At 71.4% G+C, this 25,944-nt stretch carries 27 protein-coding genes and 2 pseudogenes; 22 read left to right on the forward strand and 7 right to left on the reverse strand.

The annotated features are described in order from the left end of the window. Window positions 1-27: 27 nt before the first annotated feature. Window positions 28-891 carry a methyltransferase domain-containing protein gene (locus ACFYVL_RS16310; RefSeq protein ID WP_389245106.1) on the reverse strand — a complete coding sequence of 288 codons (864 nt, stop codon included), beginning with the start codon at window positions 889-891 and terminating at the stop codon, window positions 28-30. Window positions 892-1,429: 538 nt separating this feature from the next. Between ACFYVL_RS16310 and ACFYVL_RS16315 the strand changes: the two genes are divergently transcribed. The 17 genes and pseudogenes from ACFYVL_RS16315 to ACFYVL_RS16395 all read left to right on the forward strand — a co-directional run bounded on the left by ACFYVL_RS16315 (window position 1,430) and on the right by ACFYVL_RS16395 (window position 14,674). Next, window positions 1,430-2,023 carry a hypothetical protein gene (locus tag ACFYVL_RS16315; protein ID WP_389245108.1) on the forward strand — a complete coding sequence of 198 codons (594 nt, stop codon included), beginning with the start codon at window positions 1,430-1,432 and terminating at the stop codon, window positions 2,021-2,023. 191 nt (window positions 2,024-2,214) lie between these two features. After that, entirely contained in the window at window positions 2,215-2,658 is a 444-nt protein-coding gene (gene rpsP / locus ACFYVL_RS16320) for a 30S ribosomal protein S16 (protein ID WP_389245110.1), read from the forward strand. 2 nt (window positions 2,659-2,660) lie between these two features. Continuing rightward, entirely contained in the window at window positions 2,661-2,900 is a 240-nt protein-coding gene (locus ACFYVL_RS16325) for an RNA-binding protein (protein WP_389245112.1), read from the forward strand. A gap of 127 nt (window positions 2,901-3,027) precedes the next feature. Next, window positions 3,028-3,630, forward strand: a complete 603-nt coding sequence (gene rimM, locus ACFYVL_RS16330) for a ribosome maturation factor RimM (RefSeq protein WP_389245114.1) — start codon at window positions 3,028-3,030, stop codon at window positions 3,628-3,630. Continuing rightward, window positions 3,630-4,451 (forward strand): tRNA (guanosine(37)-N1)-methyltransferase TrmD, encoded by an 822-nt coding sequence (gene trmD, locus ACFYVL_RS16335; protein ID WP_389245116.1) that lies wholly within the window; start codon window positions 3,630-3,632, stop codon window positions 4,449-4,451. The genes rimM and trmD overlap by 1 nt, the downstream gene beginning before the upstream one ends. 128 nt (window positions 4,452-4,579) lie before the next feature. Beyond that, window positions 4,580-4,930, forward strand: a complete 351-nt coding sequence (gene rplS / locus ACFYVL_RS16340) for a 50S ribosomal protein L19 (protein WP_389245118.1) — start codon at window positions 4,580-4,582, stop codon at window positions 4,928-4,930. 44 nt (window positions 4,931-4,974) lie between these two features. Next, the gene (lepB, locus tag ACFYVL_RS16345; RefSeq protein WP_389245120.1) at window positions 4,975-5,742 is read left to right on the forward strand and encodes a signal peptidase I; all 768 of its coding nucleotides are present in this window, start codon (window positions 4,975-4,977) and stop codon (window positions 5,740-5,742) included. Next, window positions 5,735-6,893: pseudogene (gene lepB / locus ACFYVL_RS16350) on the forward strand (signal peptidase I). Before lepB (ACFYVL_RS16345) ends, lepB (ACFYVL_RS16350) begins: the two are co-directional and overlap by 8 nt. Next, window positions 6,874-7,761: a signal peptidase I gene (gene lepB / locus ACFYVL_RS16355; protein ID WP_389245122.1), complete on the forward strand. Its 888-nt coding sequence runs from the start codon at window positions 6,874-6,876 to the stop codon at window positions 7,759-7,761. The pseudogene lepB (ACFYVL_RS16350) and the gene lepB (ACFYVL_RS16355) overlap by 20 nt, the downstream one beginning before the upstream one ends. A 46-nt stretch (window positions 7,762-7,807) precedes the next feature. Further along, window positions 7,808-8,542, forward strand: coding sequence for a signal peptidase I (gene lepB / locus ACFYVL_RS16360; RefSeq protein WP_389245124.1), 735 nt, complete (start codon window positions 7,808-7,810; stop codon window positions 8,540-8,542). Between the two features lie 65 nt (window positions 8,543-8,607). Then, entirely contained in the window at window positions 8,608-9,108 is a 501-nt protein-coding gene (locus ACFYVL_RS16365; RefSeq protein WP_389245394.1) for an NUDIX hydrolase, read from the forward strand. Window positions 9,109-9,163: 55 nt separating this feature from the next. After that, window positions 9,164-9,472 carry a DUF2469 domain-containing protein gene (locus tag ACFYVL_RS16370; protein WP_185034425.1) on the forward strand — a complete coding sequence of 103 codons (309 nt, stop codon included), beginning with the start codon at window positions 9,164-9,166 and terminating at the stop codon, window positions 9,470-9,472. 294 nt (window positions 9,473-9,766) lie between these two features. Beyond that, window positions 9,767-10,072, forward strand: a complete 306-nt coding sequence (locus ACFYVL_RS16375; protein WP_389245396.1) for a YraN family protein — start codon at window positions 9,767-9,769, stop codon at window positions 10,070-10,072. Then, window positions 10,072-11,715 (forward strand): YifB family Mg chelatase-like AAA ATPase, encoded by a 1,644-nt coding sequence (locus tag ACFYVL_RS16380; RefSeq protein WP_389245126.1) that lies wholly within the window; start codon window positions 10,072-10,074, stop codon window positions 11,713-11,715. Before ACFYVL_RS16375 ends, ACFYVL_RS16380 begins: the two co-directional genes overlap by 1 nt. Then, window positions 11,712-12,911, forward strand: a complete 1,200-nt coding sequence (dprA, locus tag ACFYVL_RS16385) for a DNA-processing protein DprA (RefSeq protein ID WP_389245128.1) — start codon at window positions 11,712-11,714, stop codon at window positions 12,909-12,911. Before ACFYVL_RS16380 ends, dprA begins: the two co-directional genes overlap by 4 nt. A gap of 255 nt (window positions 12,912-13,166) precedes the next feature. Beyond that, complete coding sequence (gene whiG, locus ACFYVL_RS16390) at window positions 13,167-14,003, forward strand: RNA polymerase sigma factor WhiG (protein WP_389245130.1); 837 nt, start codon at window positions 13,167-13,169, stop codon at window positions 14,001-14,003. Between the two features lie 110 nt (window positions 14,004-14,113). Further along, complete coding sequence (locus tag ACFYVL_RS16395) at window positions 14,114-14,674, forward strand: TetR/AcrR family transcriptional regulator (RefSeq protein WP_389245398.1); 561 nt, start codon at window positions 14,114-14,116, stop codon at window positions 14,672-14,674. A gap of 437 nt (window positions 14,675-15,111) precedes the next feature. Here ACFYVL_RS16395 and ACFYVL_RS16400 read toward each other — a convergent pair. Continuing rightward, window positions 15,112-15,648 (reverse strand): annotated as a pseudogene (locus ACFYVL_RS16400) (peptidoglycan DD-metalloendopeptidase family protein); the annotation flags it as partial. 292 nt (window positions 15,649-15,940) lie between these two features. Here ACFYVL_RS16400 and rpsB point away from each other — a divergent pair. From rpsB to ACFYVL_RS16425, 5 genes are all read left to right on the forward strand, one after another. Further along, complete coding sequence (gene rpsB, locus ACFYVL_RS16405; RefSeq protein WP_389245132.1) at window positions 15,941-16,843, forward strand: 30S ribosomal protein S2; 903 nt, start codon at window positions 15,941-15,943, stop codon at window positions 16,841-16,843. Window positions 16,844-17,020: 177 nt separating this feature from the next. After that, window positions 17,021-17,857 carry a translation elongation factor Ts gene (gene tsf / locus ACFYVL_RS16410; RefSeq protein ID WP_389245134.1) on the forward strand — a complete coding sequence of 279 codons (837 nt, stop codon included), beginning with the start codon at window positions 17,021-17,023 and terminating at the stop codon, window positions 17,855-17,857. 181 nt (window positions 17,858-18,038) lie between these two features. Continuing rightward, the gene (gene pyrH, locus ACFYVL_RS16415) at window positions 18,039-18,806 is read left to right on the forward strand and encodes a UMP kinase (RefSeq protein ID WP_389245136.1); all 768 of its coding nucleotides are present in this window, start codon (window positions 18,039-18,041) and stop codon (window positions 18,804-18,806) included. A gap of 176 nt (window positions 18,807-18,982) precedes the next feature. After that, window positions 18,983-19,540, forward strand: coding sequence for a ribosome recycling factor (frr, locus tag ACFYVL_RS16420; protein ID WP_389245138.1), 558 nt, complete (start codon window positions 18,983-18,985; stop codon window positions 19,538-19,540). Next, complete coding sequence (locus tag ACFYVL_RS16425) at window positions 19,540-20,697, forward strand: phosphatidate cytidylyltransferase (protein WP_389245140.1); 1,158 nt, start codon at window positions 19,540-19,542, stop codon at window positions 20,695-20,697. The genes frr and ACFYVL_RS16425 overlap by 1 nt, the downstream gene beginning before the upstream one ends. A gap of 190 nt (window positions 20,698-20,887) precedes the next feature. Here the strand turns inward: ACFYVL_RS16425 and ACFYVL_RS16430 are convergent, their stop codons facing one another. The 5 genes from ACFYVL_RS16430 to ACFYVL_RS16450 all read right to left on the reverse strand — a co-directional run bounded on the left by ACFYVL_RS16430 (window position 20,888) and on the right by ACFYVL_RS16450 (window position 25,921). Next, a complete protein-coding gene (locus ACFYVL_RS16430) occupies window positions 20,888-22,150 on the reverse strand; it encodes a tyrosine-type recombinase/integrase (RefSeq protein WP_389245142.1) in 1,263 nt (420 codons plus the stop codon). Window positions 22,151-22,220: 70 nt separating this feature from the next. Then, entirely contained in the window at window positions 22,221-22,445 is a 225-nt protein-coding gene (locus tag ACFYVL_RS16435) for a helix-turn-helix transcriptional regulator (protein WP_389245144.1), read from the reverse strand. A gap of 453 nt (window positions 22,446-22,898) precedes the next feature. Beyond that, the gene (locus tag ACFYVL_RS16440) at window positions 22,899-24,374 is read right to left on the reverse strand and encodes an ATP-binding protein (protein ID WP_389245146.1); all 1,476 of its coding nucleotides are present in this window, start codon (window positions 24,372-24,374) and stop codon (window positions 22,899-22,901) included. Window positions 24,375-24,377: 3 nt separating this feature from the next. Continuing rightward, the gene (locus tag ACFYVL_RS16445) at window positions 24,378-25,208 is read right to left on the reverse strand and encodes a bifunctional DNA primase/polymerase (RefSeq protein ID WP_389245148.1); all 831 of its coding nucleotides are present in this window, start codon (window positions 25,206-25,208) and stop codon (window positions 24,378-24,380) included. Then, window positions 25,205-25,921, reverse strand: coding sequence for a DNA methylase (locus ACFYVL_RS16450; protein WP_389245151.1), 717 nt, complete (start codon window positions 25,919-25,921; stop codon window positions 25,205-25,207). The genes ACFYVL_RS16445 and ACFYVL_RS16450 overlap by 4 nt, the downstream gene beginning before the upstream one ends. Window positions 25,922-25,944: the final 23 nt, after the last annotated feature.

The raw sequence follows: 25,944 nt of genomic DNA on the forward strand, positions 1-25,944 counted from the left end.
CTCCCACCCCGCCCCGCCCCGCAGCCCCTAGGGCTTGCGGGCGATCAGATAGCGGAAGACGTTCGGCATCCACACCGTGCCGTCCCCGCGGAGGAACGGATGGAGCGCTTCCACCAGTTCCTTCTCCACCTGACCCGGGTCCGTGGCCGACGCCGCGGCGTCGAACAGGCCGGTCGACAGCAGACCCCGTACCGCGCTGTCCATGTCGCCGTACCCGAACGGGCAGGCCACCCGGCCCGAGCCGTCCGGCCTCAGGCCGGTCCGGGCGGCCATGTCCTCCAGGTCGTCGCGCAGCGTCTGCCGCCAGCCGCCGGAGGTGCGCAGCGGGTCCGTCAGCCGGCACGCCACCCGCAGCACCGCCGCGGTGGCACAGCGCTCGGGCGGACCCCAGCCGGTCAGCACCACCGCGCTGCCCCGGCCCGCCAGCGCCACCGCGTCGTGCAGCGCGGGCGTCAGGTCGTCGGTGTCCCCGGCCGCACAGCCGATCGGCTCGAAGGCGGTCACCAGGTTGTACGGGGCCACCCCCGCGCCCGCGGTGGCGGACGGACCGCCGCAGAGCACGGCCTCGGCCACGTCCGCGCCGCCGCGCCCCTCGGACGTCCCGTCGCCGCGCAGCCGGGTGCGGGCCAGCGCGATCCGCGCGGGGTCGGAGTCCACCCCGGCGACCCGGGCGCCCCGGGAGGCCGCGACGAACAGGGCCAGCCCCGCGCCGCAGCCGAGGCCGAGCAGCCGGGTGGCAGGGCCTACCTCCAGCCGCTCGTACACCGCTTCGTAGAGCGGAACCAGCATCCGTTCCTGGATCTCGGCCCAGTCACGCGCGCGCGCCCGCGCGCGCGGACCCCGCGGAGCCGAGCCCGCGCTCGGGTGGTGCTGGACGAGCGTTGGTGTCATCGAAAGCGCCCCAATCCGCCGAGAGGTCGGTCGTGCCCGGTATGGCAACCCCCGTGCTGCGTGCGCGTCGGCACTCCCCCCGTAAGTCAGGGAACTCCGCATCCGTGCCCAAGTCCAGGGGGCAGCAGGGCAATTGACGGTGTACTCCGCGGGTGTGCCCCGGCGCACCGGCGGGGCGCGGCACGCGCCGGTGGCCGGCCGTACGCCGTCTGGCCGCGGCGCCCCGGCACCGGCCCGGCGGCCCGCGGCCCGGCCGGGGCGGGCGGCGCGCACCGCCCGCGCACCGTCGCGGCAGGGCAGGGGCCGGGGCCGGCACAGGTGCCCCGGGTGCCGACCACCGCCCCCGGGGGCCCGGTTCGCATACGCGTGGGAACGTACGCGGGGATACGTCCCAGGGTGCCGCGGGCCGGGCGACCGCTCCCCGGATCGGCGCAGTCGCCCTCGTCGTGACGCATCAGCGGGAACTGACTGGTACGTGCAAATTATTTGGGATGCCCCGGAATAGGAACACGGGAGCCCTCCGGCTCGTTGTCACGTCGTGAGCACGACACCACCTGTCCTCGCCGCAGAGCTGGCGCAGGCGTGGGCCGACATCCAGCGGTACCACCCCGAGCTGCCCGATCTTGCCGCGCCCGAGTCCCTGATCGGAGAGTCATCGTCCGCCTGCGGCGTGGCTCTCTCCTTCGAACGACTGCTGCACGAGGCAGTGCACGGAATCGCCGCAGCCCGCGGCGTCCGTGACACCTCGCGCGCCGGTCGCTACCACAACCGCAGATTCCTCGCGATCGCCGAGGAGCTGGGTCTCGACCACCCGGAGGAGCCGCATCCCAGCAGCGGGTTCTCGCTGGTCGCACTCAACCCCGAGGCGAAGCGCCGCTACCGGCCCACGATCGAGCGGCTGACCCGCGCGCTCAAGGCGCACACGGTGGCCACCGCCGCGGACACCAAGCGCTCCTTCCGCGGCCCCGCCGCCCGGCACGGGTCGTCCGGGGGAGGGGTGCGGGTCAAGGCCGTCTGCGACTGCGGGCGCAATGTGCGCGTGGTCCCCTCGGTGCTGGCCCAGGCCCCCATCGTGTGCGGCGGCTGCGGCAAGCCGTTCCGCATCCCGGAAGTGGTGGGCGCCGCGAGCTGAGGCGACGGTGCGTGACCAGGCCGGGGATCGGCGAGTGCCGCAGCTGTGGCACAATGGGCAGCTGTACTCGACAGCCGCACAGGACCCCTCTCTCCTCCGGCTGACGCGTCCATCGGGCACTGACGAGTACCGCAACCCCACGTGGCATCCCGTTGTGCCCAACCACGTCAACACCAGGAGAGACCACTCCAGTGGCAGTCAAGATCAAGCTGAAGCGTCTGGGCAAGATCCGTTCGCCTCACTACCGCATCGTCGTCGCCGACGCCCGTGTCCGCCGTGACGGCCGTGCCATCGAAGAGATCGGCCTGTACCACCCGGTGCAGAACCCGTCGCGCATCGAGGTCAACTCGGAGCGCGCGCAGTACTGGCTCTCCGTCGGCGCCCAGCCGACCGAGGCCGTTCTCGCCATCCTGAAGCTCACCGGCGACTGGCAGGCGCACAAGGGCCTCCCGGCCCCGGCGCCGCTGCTGCAGCCGGCCACGAAGGAAGACAAGCGCGCCTCCTTCGACGCCTTCGCGAAGGCCCTTGAGGGTGGCGACGCCAAGGGCGAGGCCATCACCCCGAAGGCGAAGAAGGCCGACAAGAAGGCGGACGAGGCTCCGGCCGAGGCCGCCGCTGAGTCGACCGAGGCCTGAGCATGCTCGAGGAGGCTCTTGAGCACCTCGTGAAGGGCATCGTGGACAACCCCGACGACGTGCAGGTCGCCTCGCGCACCCTGCGTCGCGGACGTGTCCTTGAGGTCCGGGTGCACCCCGACGACCTCGGCAAGGTGATCGGCCGCAACGGCCGTACCGCCCGCGCCCTGCGTACCGTCGTGGGGGCCATCGGCGGCCGTGGAATCCGCGTCGACCTCGTCGACGTGGACGCCGCCCGCTGAGCATCGGGAAACAGAGCATTACCGGCAGGGGCCGGGGAGGGGCTGAGAGGCCCGCCCCGGCCCCTTGTCGTGTGTCGGCACCCCACGATGCCGTCGTCGTATCGCGTACGAACAGGAGAGAACGAGAGTGCAGCTGGTAGTCGCGCGGATCGGCCGCGCCCACGGAATCAAGGGCGAGGTCACCGTCGAGGTGCGCACGGACGAGCCGGAACTGCGGCTGGGGCCCGGCGCCGTACTGGCCACCGAGCCCGCAGGGGTGGGCCCGCTGACCGTCGAGACCGGCCGGGTGCACAGCGGCCGGCTGCTGCTGCGCTTCGAGGGCGTCAAGGACCGCACGGCGGCCGAGGCCCTGCGCAACACCCTCCTCATCTCCGACGTCGATCCCGATGAGCGGCCCGAGGACCCCGAGGAGTTCTACGACCACCAGCTGGTCGACCTCGACGTGGTGCTCGCCGACGGCACGGAGATCGGCCGGATCACCGAGATCACCCACCTGCCCTCGCAGGACCTGTTCATCGTGGAGCGCCCCGACGGCAGCGAGGTGATGATCCCGTTCGTGGAGGAGATCGTCACGGAGATCGACCTCGACGAGCAGCGCGCGGTCGTCGACCCGCCGCCCGGCCTGATCGACGACAGCCAGGCCGTGATCGCCTCCGCCAGGGACGCGGAGGAGGCGGCCGGGAGCGACCCCGAGGGTGACGCCCGGTCCGACGTCAAGGACGCCGGCTGATGCGGCTCGACGTCGTCACGATCTTCCCCGAGTACCTCGAACCGCTGAACGTCTCCCTGGTCGGCAAGGCCCGCGCCCGCGGCGTCCTCGACGTCCAGGTGCACGACCTGCGCGCCTGGACCTACGACCGGCACAACACGGTCGACGACACCCCCTACGGCGGCGGCCCCGGCATGGTCATGAAGACCGGCCCCTGGGGCGACTGCCTGGACCAGGCGCTCGCCGACGGCTACGAGGCCGGGGCGCACGGCCCCGCCATGGTCGTGCCCACCCCCAGCGGACGCCCCTTCACCCAGGAGCTCGCCGTCGAACTCTCCGCCCGCCCCTGGCTGCTCTTCGCCCCCGCGCGCTACGAGGGCATCGACCGCCGGGTGATGGACGAGTACGCGACCCGGATGCCGGTGTACGAGGTGTCCATCGGGGACTACGTACTGGCCGGCGGCGAGGCGGCGGTCCTCGTCGTCACGGAGGCCGTCGCCCGGCTGCTCCCCGGCGTCCTCGGCAACGCCGAGTCCCACCAGGACGACTCCTTCGCCCCCGGCGCGATGGCCAACCTGCTCGAAGGGCCCGTCTACACCAAGCCCCCCGAGTGGCGCGGTCGCACCATCCCCGACGTGCTGCTCAGCGGCCACCACGGGAAGATCGCGCGCTGGCGGCGGGACGAGGCGCTGCGCCGTACGACCGCCAACCGGCCCGACCTGATCGAGCGCACCGACCCCGCCGCCTTCGACAAGAAGGACCGCGAGATGCTCTCCATCCTGGGCTGGCGGCCGGGCCCCGACGGCCGATTTGGGCCGAGCCCCGAGGCCGTGGAAGAATAGGCCGCTGCTGTCCGTCCACGTGCGCCCCTGCCACAGGGGGAACGACGCCCGTCAGGACGTGACCAGCACTCCTTCCAGTTTCGATTTGCCGCTGATGACCTGTGGCATCAGCGAAGAAAGCAGACATCATGTCCCACCTGCTCGACGCCGTCGACGCTGCCTCGATCCGCAGCGACGTCCCGGCCTTCCGCCCCGGTGACACCGTCAACGTGCACGTGCGCGTCATCGAAGGCAACCGCTCCCGTGTGCAGCAGTTCAAGGGTGTCGTCATCCGCCGCCAGGGTGCGGGCGTCCGCGAGACCTTCACGGTCCGCAAGGTCTCCTTCTCCGTCGGCGTCGAGCGCACCTTCCCGGTGAACTCCCCGATCTTCGAGAAGATCGAGGTCGTGACCCGCGGTGACGTCCGTCGCGCGAAGCTGTACTACCTCCGTGAGCTGCGCGGCAAGGCCGCGAAGATCAAGGAGAAGCGCGACAACTGAGCGCGCCTGTGGCGTCCGGGACCGGCCGGATAGGCTCGGGCCCGATGGACACCGAAGCAGCACAGCACACGGAGCGCGACCGCGCGCCCGTCCCGTCGCAGGGACAGGCGCAGCGGTCGCGCTCCGCGCGTTTTCCCGGCCCGCTGCGCGCGCTGGGACGACGGCCGCTGCTGCTCGTCGCCGGGTGCGTCGCCCTCCTGCTGCTGATCAGCGGTTTCGTGGTGCAGCCCTTCCTGATCCCGAGCACCTCGATGCAGCCCGCCCTCCAGGTCGGCGACCGGATCCTGGTGAACAAGCTCGCGTACCGTTTCGGGGCCGAGCCGCAGCGCGGGGACGTGGTCGTCTTCGACGGGACGGGCTCGTTCCGTCGCGAGGAGCCCGGGGCGAACCCGGTGACCGGCGCGCTGCACTGGGCAGGTGCGGCACTGGGTCTCGCGGAGCCCGCCGAGACGGACTTCGTGAAGCGGGTGGTCGGCGTGGGCGGCGACCGGGTGGTCTGCTGCGACAAGCGGGGGAGGATCCAGGTGAACGGGACGAGCGTGGAGGAGCCCTATCTGTATCCGGGCAACCCTCCGTCGAAAGTGCCCTTCGACATCGTCGTGCCCGAGGGGACGCTGTGGATGCTCGGCGACCACCGCTCCCGCTCCAGCGACTCGCGTGACCACCTGGGCAGCCCGGGGGGCGGCATGGTCCCCGTAGCGCGCGTGATCGGGCGGGCCGACTGGATCGGCTGGCCGTTCGGCCGGTGGGGCTCGGTGGCCCGGTCCGACGCCTTCACCGACGTACGACGGCCGGCCGCGTCCCATGGGTAGCCGCGGGCGCAACCGGGTGCAGCCCGCGCCCGAGGAGGCCCCGCTGCCGACCGGCAGCAGACCCACCGCGCCCGAGGCCCCGGCCGGGCCCGGCCGGGCCGAGCGGCGGAAGCTGGCCCGCCGGGTCAAACGGCGGCGGCGCAGGTCCGCCATCAAGGAGATACCCGTCCTCATAGGCGTGGCGCTGCTCATCGCGCTCGTACTGAAGACGTTCCTGGTGCAGGCGTTCGTGATTCCGTCCGGCTCGATGGAGCAGACGATCCGGATCGGCGACCGCGTCCTGGTCGACAAGCTGACCCCGTGGTTCGGGTCCCGTCCCGAGCGCGGCGAGGTCGTCGTCTTCAAGGACCCGGGCGGCTGGCTGGAGCACGAGAAGAAGCCCGAGAAGCCGGACCCGGTGGGGGTCAAGCAGGTCAAGGAGGGGCTGACCTGGATCGGGCTGCTGCCGTCCGCGGACGAGCAGGACCTGATCAAGAGGGTGGTCGCGGTGGGCGGCGACACCGTGAAGTGCTGTGACAAAAATGGTCAGATCACCGTCAACGGCGTACCGCTCAGTGAACCCTATGTCTTTCCGAACGACCGGCCCTCCAAGATTCCGTTCGAAGTGAAGGTGCCCGAGGGGCGGATCTTCGTCATGGGGGACCATCGGTCGAATTCCGCCGATTCCCGTTACCACCTGGACGAGAAGGACCACGGAACGGTCTCCGAGCAGGATGTCGTCGGCCGGGCGGTCGTCATCGGCTGGCCGATCGGTCACTGGCGGAAGCTGGAGGTGCCCGAGACGTACGCACGGGTGCCCGAGCCGCGTGCCGGGACGGCCTCCGCACGGGAACCGTCGAATAGGGTGGCGTCCCGGGATCGATGAGGTCCTACTCCCGAGCCCAGGGGAACTCCCGCTCGTTATGGGAGTGGTGGGCCCGCGTCCCGACGGACGCGGGCGGCGGCACGGAGTGAGGAGTGGACGTGGGGGATGTGGCGGTCGGGGCCCGGTCCGGGCACGACGGACCCGAGGAAGATCCCGAGCCGAAGCGGCGCAGCGAAGTCCCTTCGCCCGGTGCCCCGGGCGGCGCCCCCGCGGGCGCGGCTCCGGCGGGTGCGGCTCCGGTGGGCGCGGCCTCCACGGGCGTGGCGATGGAGCAGAAGAATGGTGAACCGGTGAGCGACTCGGACAACGGCCCGCAGGACAGCGGCGACCAGGGCGGCGGCCATGACGGTGGCGCCGTCGGCGACGGGGCCAAGGGCGCGCGCAAGCAGCGGTCCTTCTGGAAGGAACTGCCGCTGCTGATCGGTATCGCGCTGCTCCTCGCGCTGCTGATCAAGACGTTCCTGGTGCAGGCCTTCTCGATTCCCTCGGAGTCGATGCAGGAGACCCTCCAGAAGGGCGACCGCGTCCTGGTGGACAAGCTGACCCCGTGGTTCGGTGCCGAGCCGGAGCGCGGCGAGGTCGTCGTCTTCCACGACCCGGGCGGCTGGCTGCTGGACACCAAGGTCGCCGAGCCCAACGCCGTGCAGACCTTCCTCAGCTGGATCGGCCTGATGCCGTCCACCGAGGACAAGGACCTGATCAAGCGGGTCATCGCGATCGGCGGTGACACCGTGGAGTGCAAGACCGGCGGCTCGGTCAAGGTCAACGGGCACGAGCTCGACGACAAGTCGTACATCTCGCCCCGGGGCGCGCCGTGCGACGACAAGCCGTTCGGCCCGCTCAAGGTGCCCGAGGGCAAGATCTGGGTGATGGGCGACAACCGGGCGAACTCGCTCGACTCCCGCTACCACCAGGACATCAAGGGCGGCGGCATGGTCGACAACAACGAGGTCGTCGGCCGGGCGATCGTCGTGGCCTGGCCGATCAGCCGCTGGGCGACGCTGCCGGTGCCGGACACCTTCGACCAGCCCGGTCTGGCGAGCGCCACCGCCGCCGCGGCCTCGGCCGCCCCCGGCGCGCTCGGTCTGGCCGGTGCGGTTCCGCTGGTGATGTGGCGCCGCAGGAAGCTGACCGCGCGGCGTACCGACGGGTAGGGTGCCGTCCCAGATCGTTGATCTCCGAATCAGGGGGAGCGCTGGGATGGGCGAAGCAGGACGTGCGTCAGGACGTACGGCAGACGGCCGCGGCCGCCTCGGCAATGTGTTGTCGGGGCTGGCCGTGGCCGTCGGCTGTGTGCTCTTCCTCGGCGGGTTCGCCTGGGGAGCGGTGGTGTACAAGCCGTACACGGTGCCCTCGGACTCGATGACTCCCTCGATCAACACCGGGGACCGGGTGCTCGCCGAGCGGATATCCGGCGACGAGGTGCGGCGCGGGGACGTGGTGATCTTCACCGACCGGACGTGGGCCGCGATGCCGATGGTGAAGCGGGTGGTCGGCGTCGGCGGCGACAAGGTCGTCTGCTGCGACAAGCAGAGCCGGCTGCTGCTGAACGGCAAGCCGCTCGACGAACCGTATCTGCGCTCCCAGGCCGACACGGCCACCCAGGCATTCAGCGCCACGGTCCCCGAGGGGCAGCTCTTCCTCCTCGGCGACGAGCGGCGCACCTCGGTGGACTCCCGGGGGCACCTCATGGACGCGGGCAAGGGCACCGTTCCGGTGGGCGAGGTGGACGCGCGGGTGGACGCCGTGGCCTGGCCGGTGGGCGGTGTGCTGGAGCGGCCGGCGGCCTTCGCCTCGCTGCCCGGCGGAGTGTCCGAACCGGGTCCGGTGAAGCTGCTGGTCGTGGCGGTCGTGGCGGGTGTGGTGCTGATCTTCGGCGGGGCGGCGTACGGCCCGCTGGCGAAGCTGGCCGGACGGCGGAAGGCGCGGGTGTGAGCACGGTGGAGAACGCGGACGGGACCGGTGGGACCGGGGCGGCCGGCGGTACCGGGGAGGCGGCGGTGACGGGCGGGGCGCGGAAACCGTTGCGGAAGGTCGCACGGGTCGTCCTGCTCGACCCCGAGGACCGGGTGCTGCTCATCCACGGCTTCGAGCCCGCCGATCCGGACCGCCGGTGGTGGTTCACCCCGGGCGGCGGTCTGGAGGGCGACGAGAGCGGGGAGGAGGCGGCCCTGCGCGAGATCGCCGAGGAGACCGGGATCACGGACGTCGAGCTGGGACCCGTGGTGTGGCGGCGGCAGTGTTCCTTCGCGTTCGACGGGCGGCGCTGGAACCAGGACGAATGGTTCTATGTGGCGCGAACGAACCAGACCGCGACGGTGATGACCGGGCTGACGGAGCTGGAGCGGCGCAGCGTGGCCGGTCTGCGGTGGTGGTCCTCCACCGCACTTCTCGCGACGCGTGAGACGGTGTACCCGACCAGGCTCGCCGAGTTGCTGCGCACGCTGCTCGACGAGGGTCCTCCGAGTACGCCGATCGTCCTGGCCCCGGAAATCGCATAGGGGCGTACGGGGCTGGCGCACAATAGGGGGACGCACGGCTGAAGGGGAACATGCCATGAGCGCCGAGGACCTCGAAAAGTACGAGACCGAGATGGAGCTGAAGCTCTACCGGGAGTACCGCGATGTCGTCGGTCTGTTCAAATATGTGATCGAGACCGAACGGCGCTTCTACCTCACCAACGACTACGAGATGCAGGTGCACTCGGTCCAGGGCGAGGTGTTTTTCGAAGTATCGATGGCGGACGCGTGGGTCTGGGACATGTACCGGCCCGCCAGGTTCGTCAAGCAGGTGAGGGTGCTCACGTTCAAGGACGTGAACGTGGAAGAGCTCAACAAGAGCGATCTGGAGCTTCCGGGAGGCTGAGACCCCCCGAGGGGGTGACGGAGTTTTCCACAAGGACGAGGCTGTCCACCAAGATCCACAGGTTCGCGGGGTCTGCGTCACATTCGGTTCCGGAGGTGGAACCGAATGAACGCACACACCGCACGTACAGGGGATCCCGGACAGGGCGCACCTGTCGCCCGTCCCGCACGCCCAGCAGGCACCAATGAACCGTCCCGGGGGACACGTCCCGCCGGGACCGCACGGCCCGTCGGGCCCCCACGTACCGGACGCGGGGGCCTCGGCCGGTACGGCGAGGACCTCGCGGCCCGCACTCTGGCCGAAGCCGGGATGTCCGTCCTGGAGCGCAACTGGCGCTGCCGGACGGGCGAGATCGACATCGTGGCCCGGGACGGCGACACACTCGTCGTCTGCGAGGTCAAGACCCGCCGCACCGGCCCCTTCCAGCACCCCATGGCGGCCGTCCCGCCGCGCAAGGCGCGGCGCCTGCGCGCCCTCGCCGAGATCTGGCTGCACGAGCACGGCGGACCCCCGCCGGGCGGCGCCCGGATCGACCTCGTGGGCGTCACCCTGCCCCGGCGCGGATCCCCGGTCGTGGAGCACGCGAGGGGGGTGGCCTGATGGGCTTCGCACGTACCTGTTCCGTGGCGCTGGTCGGCGTCGAGGGCGTGGTGGTCGAGGTGCAGGCCGACCTGGAGCCGGGGATCGCCTCCTTCGCCCTGGTGGGCCTGCCGGACAAGAGCCTGTGCGAGAGCAGGGACCGGGTGCGGGCCGCCGTGGTCAACTCCGGCGTCGCCTGGCCGCAGAAGAAGCTCACCGTGGGGCTGAGCCCGGCGTCCGTGCCCAAGAGCGGCAGCGGATTCGACCTCGCGGTCGCCGTCGCCGTGCTGGGAGCGGCCGAACGCATCGACCCGAGGGAGATCGCCGACCTGGTGACGGTCGGCGAGCTGGGCCTGGACGGCCGGGTCAGACCGGTGCGCGGCATCCTGCCCGCCGTGCTCGCCGCGGCGGAGGCCGGGTACCGGCAGGTGGTGGTGCCCGAGCAGTGCGCGGCCGAGGCCGCCCTGGTGCCGGGCATCTCGGTGCTCGGCGTCCGCAGCCTGCGCCAGCTCATCGCCGTGCTCGCGGGGGAGGAGGTGCCCGAGGAGGAACCGGCCGAGGAGGGGCGGCCGGACGCCATGCTGGCCGGACTCATGGTGCCCGGCGCGGGGGCGGGCACCGGACTGTCGCCGGGCTGCGCGGACGACGGGCCCGACCTCGCGGACGTGGGCGGACAGGAGGTGTCCCGGTTCGCTCTGGAGGTCGCCGCGGCGGGCGGCCACCACCTCCTGCTGTACGGGCCGCCGGGAGCCGGCAAGACGATGCTCGCCGAACGGCTGCCGGGGCTGCTGCCGCCGCTCACCCGCCAGGAGTCCCTCGAAGTCACGGCCGTGCACTCGGTGGCGGGCATCCTGCCACCGGGCGAACCACTGGTCACCAGGGCGCCGTACTGCGCACCGCACCACTCCGCGACCATGCAGTCGCTGATCGGCGGCGGCAACGGGCTGCCCAGGCCCGGGGCGGTGTCGCTGGCGCACCGCGGGATCCTCTTCATGGACGAGGCCCCGGAGTTCACCGCCAAGGCGCTCGACTCCCTGCGGCAGCCGCTGGAGTCCGGGCACGTGGTGGTGGCGCGCAGCGCCGGAGTGGTGCGGCTGCCGGCCCGCTTCCTCATGGTGCTGGCGGCCAACCCGTGCCCCTGCGGGCGGCACGGTTCCGCGGAGGCCGCCTGCGACTGCGGCGCGGCGACCGTCCGGCGCTACCAGGCACGGCTGTCGGGGCCGCTGATCGACCGGGTCGACCTGAAGGTCCGGGTCGAGGCGGTGCAGCGCGCGGACCTCACCGGGCGGGGCGGGCGCGGCGAGAGCACCGCGGAGGTCGCCGCCCGGGTCCGGGCCGCCAGGGACCGGGCCGCGCTCCGGCTGGCCGGCACCCCGTGGACCCACAACAGCGAGGTGCCGGGGCACGAACTGCGCACCCGCTGGCAGCCGCACCCCGGCGCGCTCGGCACCGCCGAACGCGACATGGACCGGGGACTGCTGACCGCACGAGGCTTCGACCGGGTGCTGCGCGTCGCCTGGACGGTGGCCGACCTCGCCGGGCACGAGCGGCCCGACGAGGCCGACCTGGAGATCGCGCTCCAACTGCGCACCGGCGTCGACCGGGGCGCGCTCAGGGCCCGCGTCGGTGCCGGCGGCCTGCTGGTGGGCGGAGGCACCGGGTGAGGGCGTCGGGGCCGGTGCCCGGCGGGGCGGACCGGCCGGTGGACGGGGCCGAGCGGCTGGCCAGGGCGGCCCTGACCGGGATCGTCGAGCCGGGCGACGAGACGGGCGGGCGCTGGCTGCGCGAGCACGGGCCGGTGGAACTGCTGCGCAGACTGACCGCCGCCGACCCGGGAGCGGGCGAGGCACTCTCCGGTGCCAGTGCGAAACGGCTGGCGGGGGTGCGCGACCGGGCCCGGGGCGTCGACCCCGCGCGGTACCTGGAGGCGGCGGCCGAGGTGGGCGGGCGGCTGGTGTGCCCCGGCGAGGAGGAGTGGCCGAGCCAGCTGGACGACCTCGGGGACGCCCGGCCCGTCGCCCTGTGGGTGCGCGGCGCGCCCCGGCTGCGGATGTGGGCGCTGCGCTCCGTCGCCGTCGTCGGCGCCCGCGCCTGTACCCCGTACGGAGCCCATGTGGCGGCGGCCCTGGGAGCCGGGCTCGCGGAGCGGGGCTGGGTGGTGGTGTCCGGGGCCGCGTACGGCATCGACGGGGCGGCCCACCGGGGGGTGCTGGCCGCGGGCGGTGCGACCGTCGCCGTGCTGGCCTGCGGGATCGACACCGTCTACCCGCGCGGGCACGCCGAGTTGATCGGCAGGATCGCGGAACAGGGACTGGTGGTCGGCGAGTTGCCGCCCGGAAGCCATCCGACGCCGAGCCGGTTCGTGCTGCGCAACCGGGTCATCGCCGCCCTCACCCGGGGCACCGTCGTGGTGGAGGCCGAGTACCGCAGCGGATCGCTCGTCACCGCGCGCGGCGCCCAGCGCCTGGGCCGGTTCACCATGGGCGTGCCGGGACCGGTCACCAGCGGGCTCTCGGCCGGTGTGCACGAACTCCTGCGCGGCGAGGGAGTCCTGGTCACCGACGCCGCCGAGATCGTCGAACTGGTCGGGGAGATCGGCGACCTCGCCCCGGCCCGGCGCGGGCCCGTACTCCCGCGCGACCTGCTCGATCCCGTCACCGCACGCGTACTCGAAGCGCTGCCCGCCAAGGTGGCCGTCGACACGCGGAGCGTGGCACGCGAAGCGGGGACCACCGGCGACGAGGCGCTCGCCAGGCTGTACGAACTGCACTCCCTGGGGTTCGTCGAACGGCAGGGCGACAACTGGCAGTTGGCGTCAAGCGCCGTACACGCGGCACACGTCCGGCGAGGCGGTGCTTGACCAGGGGCGTCCGAGTGAAAAGGTTAAGACGATGACCTTTGAATCGTGCCCCGGACCACGGGTGGAGCAGCCGTGCGCGGCTGTGGTGCCGGTGCGGGGGCGCGGCTCGGGGGCGTCAACCGGACGGCCCCGTCCCATATCCTTCGCGCACTGCGACGCCACAGTCACGCTACGCTCGCAAGGATTTCGCCCCGCTCAGGCACCACACGGCATCAAGTCCCCCTCACATCACAGCAGAACGGCTCAAGGCAACGCATGCCCCAGCACACCTCCGGGTCTGACCGCGCGGCAGCTCCCCCCGCTGCCCGCGGCCCCGTACGGCCCAAGGCGCCCTCGTCCGTGGACGAGCTGTGGCGGTCGTACAAGACCACGGGCGACGAGCGGCTGCGGGAGCAGCTGATCCTGCACTACTCGCCGCTGGTGAAGTACGTCGCGGGCCGGGTCAGCGTGGGGCTGCCGTCCAACGTCGAGCAGGCGGACTTCGTCTCCTCCGGGGTCTTCGGGCTGATCGATGCCATTGAGAAGTTCGACATCGAGCGCTCGATCAAGTTCGAGACGTACGCCATCACCCGCATCCGCGGCGCGATGATCGACGAACTGCGCGCGCTGGACTGGATCCCGCGCTCGGTGCGGCAGAAGGCGAAGTCCGTCGAGCGGGCGTACGCCACCCTGGAGGCGCAGCTGCGGCGCACCCCGTCCGAGGGCGAGGTCGCCGCCGAGATGGGCATCGCGGTGGAGGAACTGCACGCCGTCTTCAGCCAGTTGTCGCTCGCCAACGTGGTCGCCCTGGAGGAGCTGCTGCACGCGGGCGGCGAGGGCGGCGACCGGCTCAGCCTGATGGAGACGCTGGAGGACACCAGCGCCGACAACCCGGTCGAGGTCGCCGAGGACCGGGAGCTGCGCCGGCTGCTCGCCCGTTCCATCAACACCCTCCCCGACCGCGAGAAGACCGTGATCACCCTCTACTACTACGAGGGCCTCACCCTCGCCGAGATCGGCAATGTGCTCGGCGTCACGGAGAGCCGGGTCAGCCAGATCCACACGAAGTCGGTTCTGCAGCTCAGGGCCAAGCTCGCCGACGTCGGACGCTGATCCGGCCGGCGGGCCCCGGCGGCGCCGAATCGTCCCTGCCGGGTGTACCCGTCGTCATCCCGGGCGCGCATCCGTAGAGTGGAACCGTGCCAAGGATTCGAGCGGCCTCCGTGGCCGAGCACCGGATGATGCAGCGCAGCGCCCTGCTGGACGCCGCACGCTCCCTCCTGTCCGAAGGCGGTACGGAGGCTCTGACCTTCCCCGCCCTCGCCGAGCGCACGGGCCTGGCCCGCTCCTCGGTATACGAGTACTTCCGCTCCCGGGCGGCGGTCGTCGAGGAGCTGTGCGCCGTCGACTTCCCCGTCTGGGCCGCCGAGGTCGAGAACGCGATGGCCGGGGCCGACACCGCCGAGGGCAAGGTCGAGGCGTACGTACGGCAGCAGCTGGAACTGGTCGGCGACCGGCGCCACCGTGCCGTCGTCGCGATCTCCGCGAGCGAGCTGGACGCCGGTGCCCGCGAGAAGATCCGTGCCGCGCACGGCGGGCTGATCACGATGATCGGCGACGCCCTGCGCGAGCTGGGCCACGAGCAGCCCCGGCTCGCGGCCATGATGCTGCAGGGCGTGGTCGACGCCGCCGTGCGGCGCATGGAGCTGGGCGGTGCCGCCGAGGAGCCCGGTGTCATCACCGAGGCCGCGGTCGCGATGGCCCTGCGCGGCGTCCGCGGCTGACCGGAACCCCGCCAGTCACCCGGGACCGACCGGGGCCCCGCCCCCGTACCGGGGACCGGCCAGGACACCGCTCCGGCGACCGGGGATCGACCGGGACCCCGCCCCCATACCGGAGGCCCACCGGGACACCGCCCCGGCGTCCGGGGACGGCCCCTCGCCGACGGCGCCCGCCGCCGCAGCGCGTACGCCACGGCCGCGGCGGCCGTCAGGGCCAGCCCGTGCAGCGCGTCCGGAGCCAGTGCCGCCGCCTTGGCCCCGCGCAGCGCCCCACCCGCCCCGGAGCCCGGCGGCCCGGCCGGTCCGGAAGGGGGCGGCGGCCCACCCGCGCCCAGGTTCATCCGCACACCCTGGCCCAAGCCCAGCAGCCCACCCGCGCCAAGGTCCAGCAGCCCGGCCGGTCCGGAAGCGCCCGGTGGGCCCGGTGGGCTCGGCGGCCCCGGTGGTGGGATGCCGAACACCGGGAGCAGTCGGGGCGGTCCCCGGCGCAGCAGGGCGGGCGGCAGCAGTGACAGCGGGTCCAGGTAGCGCTCGCCCCGCAGCAGCCCCCAGTGCAGACAGCCCGCCGCCGGACAGTGCCGGGCCCCCGGCTCCAGCACCGCCACCACCTGTCCCGCGACCACCTCCGTGCCCTCCGCCACCACCGCGCGCACCGGCTCGTACGTCGTCCGCAGCGGGGGCTCCCCGGTGCCGGTCAGCGTGACGGACAGCACGCCGCGACCGGCCACCGGCCCCGCGAACGAGACGCGGCCCGGCGCCGCCGCCCGCACCTCGTCACCGGGCCGGGCGGCCAGGTCCACGCCCCGGTGCCCGGCCGCGTACGGCGTGGGCGGCGGCTCCCAGCCCCGTACCACCGCGGGACGGTCGCCCACCGGCCAGGCACGGGCGGGACCCTCCGCGGCGAGGGCCGCGGGAGCCCGTCCCAGCAGCAGGCAGACGGTCAGGGACAACAGCGCTGTGATCACCGGTCGGTACATGCCCCGAACGGTCCCGCAACGGGCACGATCGCGGGGATCATGGACCGGAACTGTGGACGGCCGGACGCTTGTGGACAACGCCGTCACCCGGCACTGTGCCGGTCCCGTACACTTCTTGTGGCGATCCGGGTCACCGGGTCGACTTCGCACGTCCCGCCACCACCCTCCAGCGGTCAGTGGCAGCGTCGCTCGGTCCTCAAGGGTTCACTCCTCAACGGTCACGACGCGTGGGGCGTCAGGCGCGACCGCCGTCCGGCGGAAGCGGTAACCGAGTACCTCAAGGAGTACGGCCATGGCCGTCGTCACGATGCGGGAGCTGCTGGAAAGCGGCGTCCACTTCGGTCACCAGACCCGTCGTTGGAACCCGAAGATGAAGCGCTTCATCTTCACGGAGCGCAACGGCATCTACATCATCGACCTCCTGCAGTCGCTGTCGTACATCGACCGCGCCTACGAGTTCGTGAAGGAGACCGTCGCCCACGGCGGTTCCATCATGTTCGTCGGTACGAAGAAGCAGGCCCAGGAGGCCATCGCCGAGCAGGCGACGCGCGTGGGCATGCCCTACGTCAACCAGCGCTGGCTCGGCGGCATGCTGACCAACTTCTCCACCGTCTACAAGCGCCTCCAGCGCCTGAAGGAGCTGGAGCTCATCGACTTCGAGGACGTGGCCGCGTCGGGCCTCACCAAGAAGGAGCTCCTGGTCCTCTCGCGCGAGAAGGCCAAGCTGGAGAAGACCCTCGGCGGTATCCGCGAGATGTCGAAGGTTCCCAGCGCGGTGTGGATCGTCGACACCAAGAAGGAGCACATCGCCGTCGGTGAGGCGCGCAAGCTCCGCATCCCGGTCGTCGCGATCCTCGACACCAACTGCGACCCCGACGAGGTCGACTACAAGATCCCGGGCAACGACGACGCGATCCGCTCCGTCACCCTGCTCACCCGCGTGATCGCCGACGCCGTCGCCGAGGGCCTCATCGCCCGCTCCGGTGCCGCCACCGGTGACTCCAAGCCGGGCGAGAAGGCCGCCGGCGAGCCGCTCGCCGAGTGGGAGCGCGACCTGCTCGAGGGTGACAAGAAGGCCGACGAGGCTCCGGCCGCCGACGCCGCTCCGGCCGCCGAGGCTGCCCCGGCCGCCGAGGCCGAGAAGCCGGCCGAGGCCGCTGCCGAGGCTCCGGCCGCGGACGCCGAGCAGGCCTGACCCAGCCCCACGGCTGACTGACGGCGGGGGAGGGCGCGCCATCCGGCGTTCCCGCCCCCGCCGTTCACCCGTAGATCACGTAGATCACGACTCGTAGATCCAGACTCTGGTCTGTTCCAGACTCCGGTCGATCAAACACTCGTAGATCACGACTTCCGAGAAGAGATTCACAGACTCATGGCGAACTACACCGCCGCTGACGTCAAGAAGCTCCGCGAGCTCACCGGCGCCGGCATGATGGACTGCAAGAAGGCCCTCGACGAGGCCGACGGCAGCGTCGACAAGGCCGTCGAAGCCCTCCGCATCAAGGGCCAGAAGGGCGTCGCCAAGCGCGAGGGCCGTTCGGCCGAGAACGGCGCCGTCGTCTCCCTGATCGCCGACGACAACACCTCCGGTGTCATCGTCGAGCTCAAGTGCGAGACCGACTTCGTCGCCAAGGGCGAGAAGTTCCAGGCCGTCGCCAACCAGCTCGCCGCGCACGTCGCCGCCACCAAGCCGGCCGACATCGCGACGCTGCTCGCCTCCGAGATCGAGGCCGGCAAGACGGTTCAGGCGTTCGTCGACGAGGCCAACGCCAACCTGGGCGAGAAGATCGTCCTGGACCGCTTCGCCCAGTTCGAGGGCGCGTACGTCACCGCGTACATGCACCGCACCATGCCCGACCTGCCCCCGCAGATCGGTGTTCTGGTCGAGCTCGACAAGGCCGACGCCGAGCTGGCCCGTGGCATCGCCCAGCACATCGCCGCCTTCGCGCCGAAGTACCTCGACAAGGGCGACGTCCCGGCCGAGGTCGTCGAGGCCGAGCGTCGTGTCGCCGAGGAGACCACGCGCGCCGAGGGCAAGCCCGAGGCCGCCCTCCCGAAGATCGTCGAGGGTCGCGTCAACGGCTTCTTCAAGGAGGCCACCCTGCTTGGCCAGCCGTACGCGCTGGACAACAAGAAGTCCGTCCAGAAGGTCCTGGACGAGGCCGGTGTCACCCTGAAGCGCTTCTCGCGCATCAAGGTCGGCATCTGAGTCCGTCACGCCGACTTCGTCGACGTAACGCGAACATCGCCAGACCCGGATAGGGTCTGATGCAGCCGCCCGGCGCACGCGCCGGAGAGCCGCAGATCTGACGAGGAGGCCATTGCCGCAGCGGGAACCGCAAAGTTCCACCGGCAATGGCCTTCTTCGTATGTGCACGAGGAGAATCCCCATGAATCAGGGCGCGGACGCCAACCAGTCCAACGACAACGGCAAGAGGACCGGCCGCTTCATGCTGAAGCTGTCCGGCGAGGCGTTCGCCGGCGGCGGTGCCCTCGGCGTCGACCCCGACGTCGTGCACGCCATCGCACGGGAGATCGCCGCGGTCGTACGCGACGGCGCGGAGATCGCGGTCGTCATCGGCGGCGGCAACTTCTTCCGCGGCGCCGAACTCCAGCAGCGCGGAATGGACCGGGCCCGCTCCGACTACATGGGCATGCTCGGCACCGTCATGAACTGCCTCGCCCTCCAGGACTTCCTGGAGAAGGAGGGCATCGACTCCCGCGTCCAGACCGCCATCACCATGGGCCAGGTCGCGGAGCCGTACATTCCGCTGCGCGCCGTACGGCACCTGGAGAAGGGCCGCGTCGTGATCTTCGGCGCGGGCATGGGCATGCCGTACTTCTCCACCGACACCACGGCCGCCCAGCGCGCCCTGGAGATCGACGCGGAAGCCCTGCTCATGGGCAAGAACGGGGTCGACGGGGTCTACGACTCCGACCCCAAGAAGAACCCGGCAGCGGTGAAGTTCGACGCCCTGGAGTACAGCGAGGTGCTGTCCCGCGACCTCAAGGTCGCCGACGCCACCGCCATCACGCTGTGCCGCGACAACGACCTGCCGATCCTGGTCTTCGAGCTGCTTGCCGAGGGCAATATCGCCCGCGCGGTCAAGGGTGAGAAGATCGGCACGCTCGTCAACGCGCAGGGCACCCGCGCCTGACCGGTTTCGGGTTCGCACCCCCGGCCCGGCCGGGGGATGGACAATGTCCTGCCGGTCGGACACCGTGCAGGAGAAGACGCACGCAAGCAGCAGGTCCGTGATTCCCGGTTCGAGCTGTTCGGTTCGAGTCGTTTCGGCGTGAAGCTGTTTCGGTTCAAGACACGCAGGAGTACGTGGTGATTGAAGAGATCCTCCTCGAGGCCGAGGAGAAAATGGAGAAGGCCGTCGTGGTCGCCAAGGAGGACTTCGCCGCGATCCGCACCGGCCGTGCGCACCCGGCGATGTTCAACAAGATCGTGGCCGACTACTACGGCGCGCTCACCCCCATCAACCAGCTGGCGTCGTTCTCGGTCCCCGAGCCGCGCATGGCCGTGGTGACCCCCTTCGACGCGAGTGCCCTGCGCAACATCGAGCAGGCGATCCGCGACTCGGACCTCGGCGTCAACCCGAGCAACGACGGCCGCATCATCCGGGTGACGTTCCCCCAGCTGACGGAGGAGCGCCGCAAGGAGTACATCAAGGTCGCGCGCAACAAGGGCGAGGACTCCCGGATCTCCATCCGCTCCGTGCGCCGCAAGGCCAAGGACTCCTTGGACAAGCTGGTCAAGGACAAGGAGGCCGGCGAGGACGAGGTCCGCCGTGCGGAGAAGGAGCTCGACGACACCACCGCGAAGTACGTGGCGCAGGTGGACGAGCTGCTCAAGCACAAGGAAGCCGAGCTGCTCGAGGTCTGATGAACGACTCTTCCTGGGGGGCCCAGCCAAGGGCGGGCTATGCCGGTGAATGGACCGCCCCCGACCAGGGGCCCCTCCCGGCGGGTCCCGCGTACGATGCGCATGACGCCCAGCACACTCGGCCCATGCCCATCGTGCCCGAGACAGGTCCCCCGTCAGGTCCCGAGTCAGGCCCACTGTCGGGCGGAGACGCCGACGACCGCGACAACCGGACGCGGGGGGCCGCTTCCGCTGCGGACGCCACGAGCTTCGCAGCGCACGGCGGCCCCCCGCTCCGCGACGAGATGCCGCAGGAGCCCATGCCCACCCCGCCGTCACCGGCTCCGAAGCCGCCCGAGAAGAAGCGCGCCGGCCGCGACCTGCGCGCCGCCATAGGGGTGGGCCTCGGGCTCGGCGCGGTCATCGTGGTCTCCCTGTTCATCTGGCCGCCCGCGTTCGTCGGCGTCATAGCGGTCGCCGTGGTCGTCGGGCTCTGGGAGCTGACCTCCCGCCTGGAGGAGCGCAAGGGCATCAAGGCTCCGCTGGTGCCGCTCGCGGTCGGCGGAGCGGCGATGGTGGTCGCCGGTTACGTGCGCGGACCCGAGGGCGCGTGGGTGGCCATGGCCCTCACGGCGCTCGCGGTCCTGGTCTGGCGGATGACCGAACCGCCCGAGGGGTACCTGAAGGACGTCACCGCGGGCGTCTTCGCCGCGTTCTACGTCCCCTTCCTGGCCACCTTCGTCGCCCTGATGCTGACCGCCGACGACGGGCCGCAGCGGGTGCTGACGTTCCTGCTGCTGACCGTGGTCAGCGACACCGGGGCGTACGCGGTGGGCTGGCGCTTCGGCAAGCACAAGCTGGCGCCGCGGATCAGCCCCGGCAAGACCCGCGAGGGACTGCTCGGCGCGATCGCCTTCGCGATGGTGGCGGGCGTGCTGTGCATGACGCTGCTGGTCGACGGCGGCACCTGGTGGCAGGGCATGCTGCTGGGCCTCGCGGTCGCGGCCAGCGCGACCCTGGGCGACCTGGGCGAGTCCATGATCAAGCGCGACCTCGGGATCAAGGACATGGGCACGCTGCTGCCGGGCCACGGCGGCATCATGGACCGCCTCGACTCCCTGCTGCCGACCGCGCCGGTGGTCTGGCTGATGATGGTGATCTTCGTGGGCTCGGCCTGAGAGTGGGCCTGACCTGCTGAGTTGTTGTACGAGTACGGGAAGGGGCCCGCCGTCCACAGGACGGCGGGCCCCTTCCCGTACATCTGAGACACTGGTTTGACCATGCCTAAGCCCGGAGAACTCGCAGTGATCCGGCATGAGAAGGGCCCCTGACCTGCGGTTGAAGCGCGGATCAGGTGCCCTTCTTTGGCTACTGGGCCGTCTCTGGGCCGTCCGGGTCGTGCGGAGCGGGCAGAAACACCCGGTCCACGGCGTTGCGGGTGCGTTCCTGGCTCGACGGCATCAGGTGGGCGTACACCCTCAGCGTCAGCGCCGGGTCGGCGTGCCCAAGGTACTGGCTCACTGCCTTGACGCTCTCCCCGGCGTCCAGCAGCAGGGACGCATAGAAGTGCCTCAGCGCGTGCATGCCGTGCTCGCGCGCCGACGCGTACCGGCCGTTCGGTCCGGCTCCGGGGATGAGCCCTGCGAGCGCGAGAGCGGGTTTCCACTCCTGGATGTTGAAGTTGCTCCGCCACACCACTCCGCCCGCGGTGTTCGTGAACAGCAGGCGCGCGGTCACCTTCGGACCGTCCGGCTTGCACCACGGCAGCGTGACTTCTACCGGCTTGAAGGCGTCCATGTGGATCCGCAGGGCTTCCGCGACGGACGAGGGCAGCGGGACATCCCGCTCCTTGCCGGACTTCGGCGGAGCGAACACCGCCTTGCCTCGGATGAGCTTCACCTGACGGACGATGCGCAAGACGCCGTACTCGAAGCCGACGGCGTCCTCGGCGAGACCCAAGATCTCACCCTGCCGGAGTCCGCACCCCGCGCCCGTGTCCACCATCGTCTTGTACCGCTTGGGGAGCGCGGCGCGAACAGCCTGTACCTGTGTCGGCAGCCACGGGACGACGTGCCGACGCATGGCTGTCGGCGGGCGCACAGACTTCGCGGAGCATGGATTCCGCGGCAACAGACCGTCGTCCACGGCCGCGCTTAGGACGGCGCGGACGTCGCCGTAGATGTTGCGCGCGTACGCGCCACTCACCGCCGGGTCCGCCTCCAGGGCGCTGGTGAGCTGGCGGACGTGCTCGGGCCGGAACGAGTCCAGCGGTCGCGTGCCGATGACGGGGAACGCGTGGAGCCTGAGCCGCGTCTCGGTGACGATCTGGCTGGACAGGCCCGCGCTGTGAGCAGCCAGCCACCTTTTGGCGTACGCCTTGAAGGTGATCCGGGCGGCACGCGGGTCGACGTAGTGGCCGCGCGACATGTCCGACGCGGTGTCGGCCAGCCACTGGTCCGCCATGCGCTTCTTGCCGTCGGGGAAGCTCTTGGACTTCTCGGTGCCGTCGGGGCCGATGTACCGGGCGCGGTAGCGCATGCCGGTGCCGTGGCGGTCGCTCTTGACCTTGCGGGGCTTGCCGTCGGGTCCGGGTTCGGTCTTGTACCAGCGGTCTTGGATGTGGCCTGCCATGCGGGGGCTCCTTGGGGCATGGGGGAGGGGCGCGACCGTGGTGGTTGGTCGCGCCCCTCGGAGGGTGTTGTCAGGCGGCGGCGCTGTGCTTCTGCTGGGCTACGTAGTCGCGCACGTCGGCGGGGTCGTAGCGGAGGTGTTTGCCGATACGGAAGCCCGGCGGGCCGGTGCGCTTCTTGCTCCAGGCGTAGACGGTCTCCTTGGGCACCTCGAAGAGTTCGGCGATGTCATCGGGGGTGAGGTAGCGGTCGGGGAGGCCGGCGCGCAGGGCGTCGGTGGCTGGCGGGGGAGCCATGCGGTGTCTCCTCGCTGGCAGGGGGTTTTGGCGGGCCGTGGCGGTGCGTGTGTCCTAGGTGCGGATTTCTGCGTCATCGCGTCATCTGCGTCATTCAGGCTTCTGACCTGTGGTTTTGAGTGACGCAGGGTTGGCGGGGCGTGTCACCGGCGGCGGGGGTGTGTCACTGGTGGGTGACGCGGGTGACGGTGAATGACGCAGGTTCGGGCGTCTGCGTCACCGGTGTTGTGGCTGGTGGCGGCCAGTTTTCGGGTGGTCGTGACGCGGGTGACGCACTCTTTCCTTACTTAGGAAAAGAGGGCGGGGTTTCTGTCCGTGGTGCGGTGCTTCTCAGGGCGTGAAGAGCGGGCCGCTTCGCGGCGCGTCCTGTGCAGCGGCGGCGGTGCCGCCGGAACAACAAGAGGAGCACCCGGGCCGGGGTGCTCCTCTTGCTTTTTCTGTTGGTGCCCGCGGTCAGAAGGCCGGTTGCTGCTGGTGCGGCGGCGGTGCGGCGGGGCGGGTCAGTTCGATGTAGCGGGCGGATTTGGTGCGCCCCCAGTCGACCAGCACCCCGCGGGCGGCGAGGGTGGGCTGTAGGCGCTTGAGACGGTCGGAGAGGACCTTTCCGGTGGTGGGCCACCCCTTGGGCAGCGGGTGGTAGTCCTCGCCGGTGTAGAGCTGGGTGAGGGCGTGCAGACACTCCGCCGACGTCATCCGCACGGCCACCCCGGTATCCAGGCCGGCGGCGTGCTTGAGGACGGTCTGTGCCAGCAGGTCACCTTCGATGACGTCGTCGTTGAGGTCGTCGAGGCTGGAGCGGTAGGCGTTGAGCGCCCCGAGCCCGGTGGCCGCGTCGAGCTGGGCGCAGAGGTGGGCGAAGTCGGCCATGCGCAGGTCGGTGGGGATGTCGGCGTCCGCGGCCCGCACCTTGACGGTGAGGTCGAGGAGGGAGCCGAGGACGGTGGGCAGGACCTGTTCGAACTCCGCCCACAGCTCCGCTTCGGTACGGCGGATGCGGGGGCGTTCGAGCCGCAGCGGCAGGAGGCGTTCGGCGAGGTCGGGGCGGATGACGCCGACGTCGATGCCAGTCATCAGCAGCGGGCGGCGGTAGCGGGAACGCACCACGTCGCCATCGGTGAACAGGGCCCGTTTCACGGTCTCGGCGCCGGTGACGATGCAGCACATCAGGTCGGAGAGGTCCGGCGGCAGGAACGACAGGTTGTCCAGCGCGGTCACCCATCCCGCGGCCACCGCCGTGATCAGGTTCTCTTCGTCCTTCGGGGCGCGGCGTAGGTCCCCGCTCATGCCCTCGATGATCCGCACGAGCATCCGCCCGGCGGTGGACTTCCCCGCCCCCTGCGGCCCGGTCAGGAACGGTGCCGGAACCGGCACCGAGGGGCCGAGGCAGCCGATCAGCCAGGCCAGCGCCAGGCACTCGGTTTCCGCGGTGGCGAAGTTGCACAGCCGCAGCAACTGGTCGATGCCCTTGCCGTCGGTGTCCTTGACGGGCAGCGGCAGTTCCCCGGTGAGCTGAGTGCGGCGCCAGCGCACCTCTTCCGACTTGGGGGTGAGGATGTCCCACCCGGTGGGGTGGATCCGCACGGACTGGCCGTCGTTGCGGCCCAGGTCCAGCCAGGTGGCCCCGTCGAAGCCGGGGGCGACACGGATGTGCACGGTCTGGACGGCTTCACTCATTGCCAGTGCTTCGATCAAGTCGAGTGCCTCCTTGAGAGCGGTTCCGTTGAAGGCGCCGCGCCCGTCGCGGAAGAGCCCCACCATGAGTTCCTGGCGGTGACTGCCCGCGGTGCCCTGCGAGCGGATCGGGCGGGCGACGGGGTGCCCGTTCTTCTGTGCGTACACGGTGCCGTCCGCGGTGCGGAAGTACCGGAAATGCGCCTGCGCGTAGTCCGCGATGACCTCACGCGCCGGGGTCTTCTCTTCCTCCGCCATGGCTCACATCCCCAGTGCGGTGCGGGCGTTGGCCCACGCGTCCGCGCAGTGCCGCGGCGATTCGCCCTTGGCCTGCGCGGCGCTGAACAGGCGGGTGACGTGGCCGTCCGTGAGGCACCCGCACCGGCCGTGCGTGGAGAGCACGGCGAGGAAGGTGCGGTAGACGGTGGTGTGCACCTCGCTGCACGCCGTGGTGATGCGCTGTTCCGCCATCGTGATGCCCCGCTCCAGGTAGGCGGGCGAGCGGTGGCGGCACCCGCCGCCCGCCGGTGCGGGCACCACGTTGGAGGGCACCGGACGGACCATGGTCGGCTTGTCGGCTAGTGCCCGCACGGCGTCCGGCAGCAGGACGGCGGTGCCGGTGCCGTGGCCGCGCCACCGGGCGTACTGCATCGACGACTTGAGGTCGACCCCGGGAAGCACACCGTTCGCTGACCGCATGGCCCCCTGGTAGATCCAGTGCTCACCGCGGGTCGTAACCACGGTCCGGGTGGGCGGCAGGGTGGTATGGGCCCATTCCATGGCGTCCGGGGTGTCGAGGTCGACCACGGTGAGGCCGGCGTCGCCGGGGTGGTAGGCCACCGCCTCCGCTCGCTCCCAGGCGCGGGCCCATGGCGGGGAGGTGATGACGTCGGGGTCGGTGGTGGCGGCGGCCCACCCGTGGCAGGGCCGGGGGCAGTTGCAGGGGCCGGGGGTCTTCATGTGGGGGCGCCCACCGCAGGCGTTGCGGGAACAGTCCGGGCAGTTCCCGAAGGGGACCTTGCCCGCGCGCAGGGGGAGCACGGGCAGCCCGGTGCGGGCCAGATCCAGGGCGGTGTTCAGGAGGGTGTTCATGCGGCCACCGCCCTGGTGGTGAGGTGGGTGAGTGCGGCGGTGCCGATGTGGTGGGTGTAGGCCGGGGGGATGGCTTCGGTCAGTTCTTCGCGGACGTCGGTCCAGTCGATGCCCATGGCGTGCTGCATCTCGGGGACGGTGGCCTTGCCCCCGCCGGAGCCGTAGGCGGCGACGTAGGGGCCGTCGAAGTACCGGCCGTGCCGCCAACCGCGCACCCTGCCCCGGTGCGGACGGTGGACGGGCTGTGCGGTGGTCCAGCCGCCCAGCTCGAAGGTGCGGTGGCGCAGGACTCCGAGACTGAACATCTCCCCGCACAGGTTCAGGTCCTTGCGGACCGGGGCCCGCCCGTTGGGCTGCTCGATCACGTACGGAAGCCCCGTGGTGTCCAGCAGCTCCCGCAGGGTGGGGATGAGCTGGACGTGGGTGCGGCCCCATCCCATGGCCCGGTTGGTGCCGACGGTGAGCGCGCATCCGTGCTGGCACGGCGGGGAGGTGTGCACGGCCGCGTACCGGCGGATCTCCCCGGTGGCGATCAGGTCCGCCAGGAACTCCAGGGCGTCGCCCTGGTGGAAGGTGAAGGGGTAGGCGGGGCGGGCGACGATGTCGACGCCGGTGACGTCGAAACCGGCCCGGTGGTAGCCCATGGCCGCGCCGCCGGCGCAGCAGAACAGATCCAACAGGCGGGGTCGCCCATTGTCGGTGGGTTGCGTCATGCTGGGGGTCACCTGCTTCTCTC

The sequence above is a fragment of the Streptomyces sp. NPDC004111 genome (assembly GCF_042874215.1).
Taxonomy (GTDB): domain Bacteria; phylum Actinomycetota; class Actinomycetes; order Streptomycetales; family Streptomycetaceae; genus Streptomyces.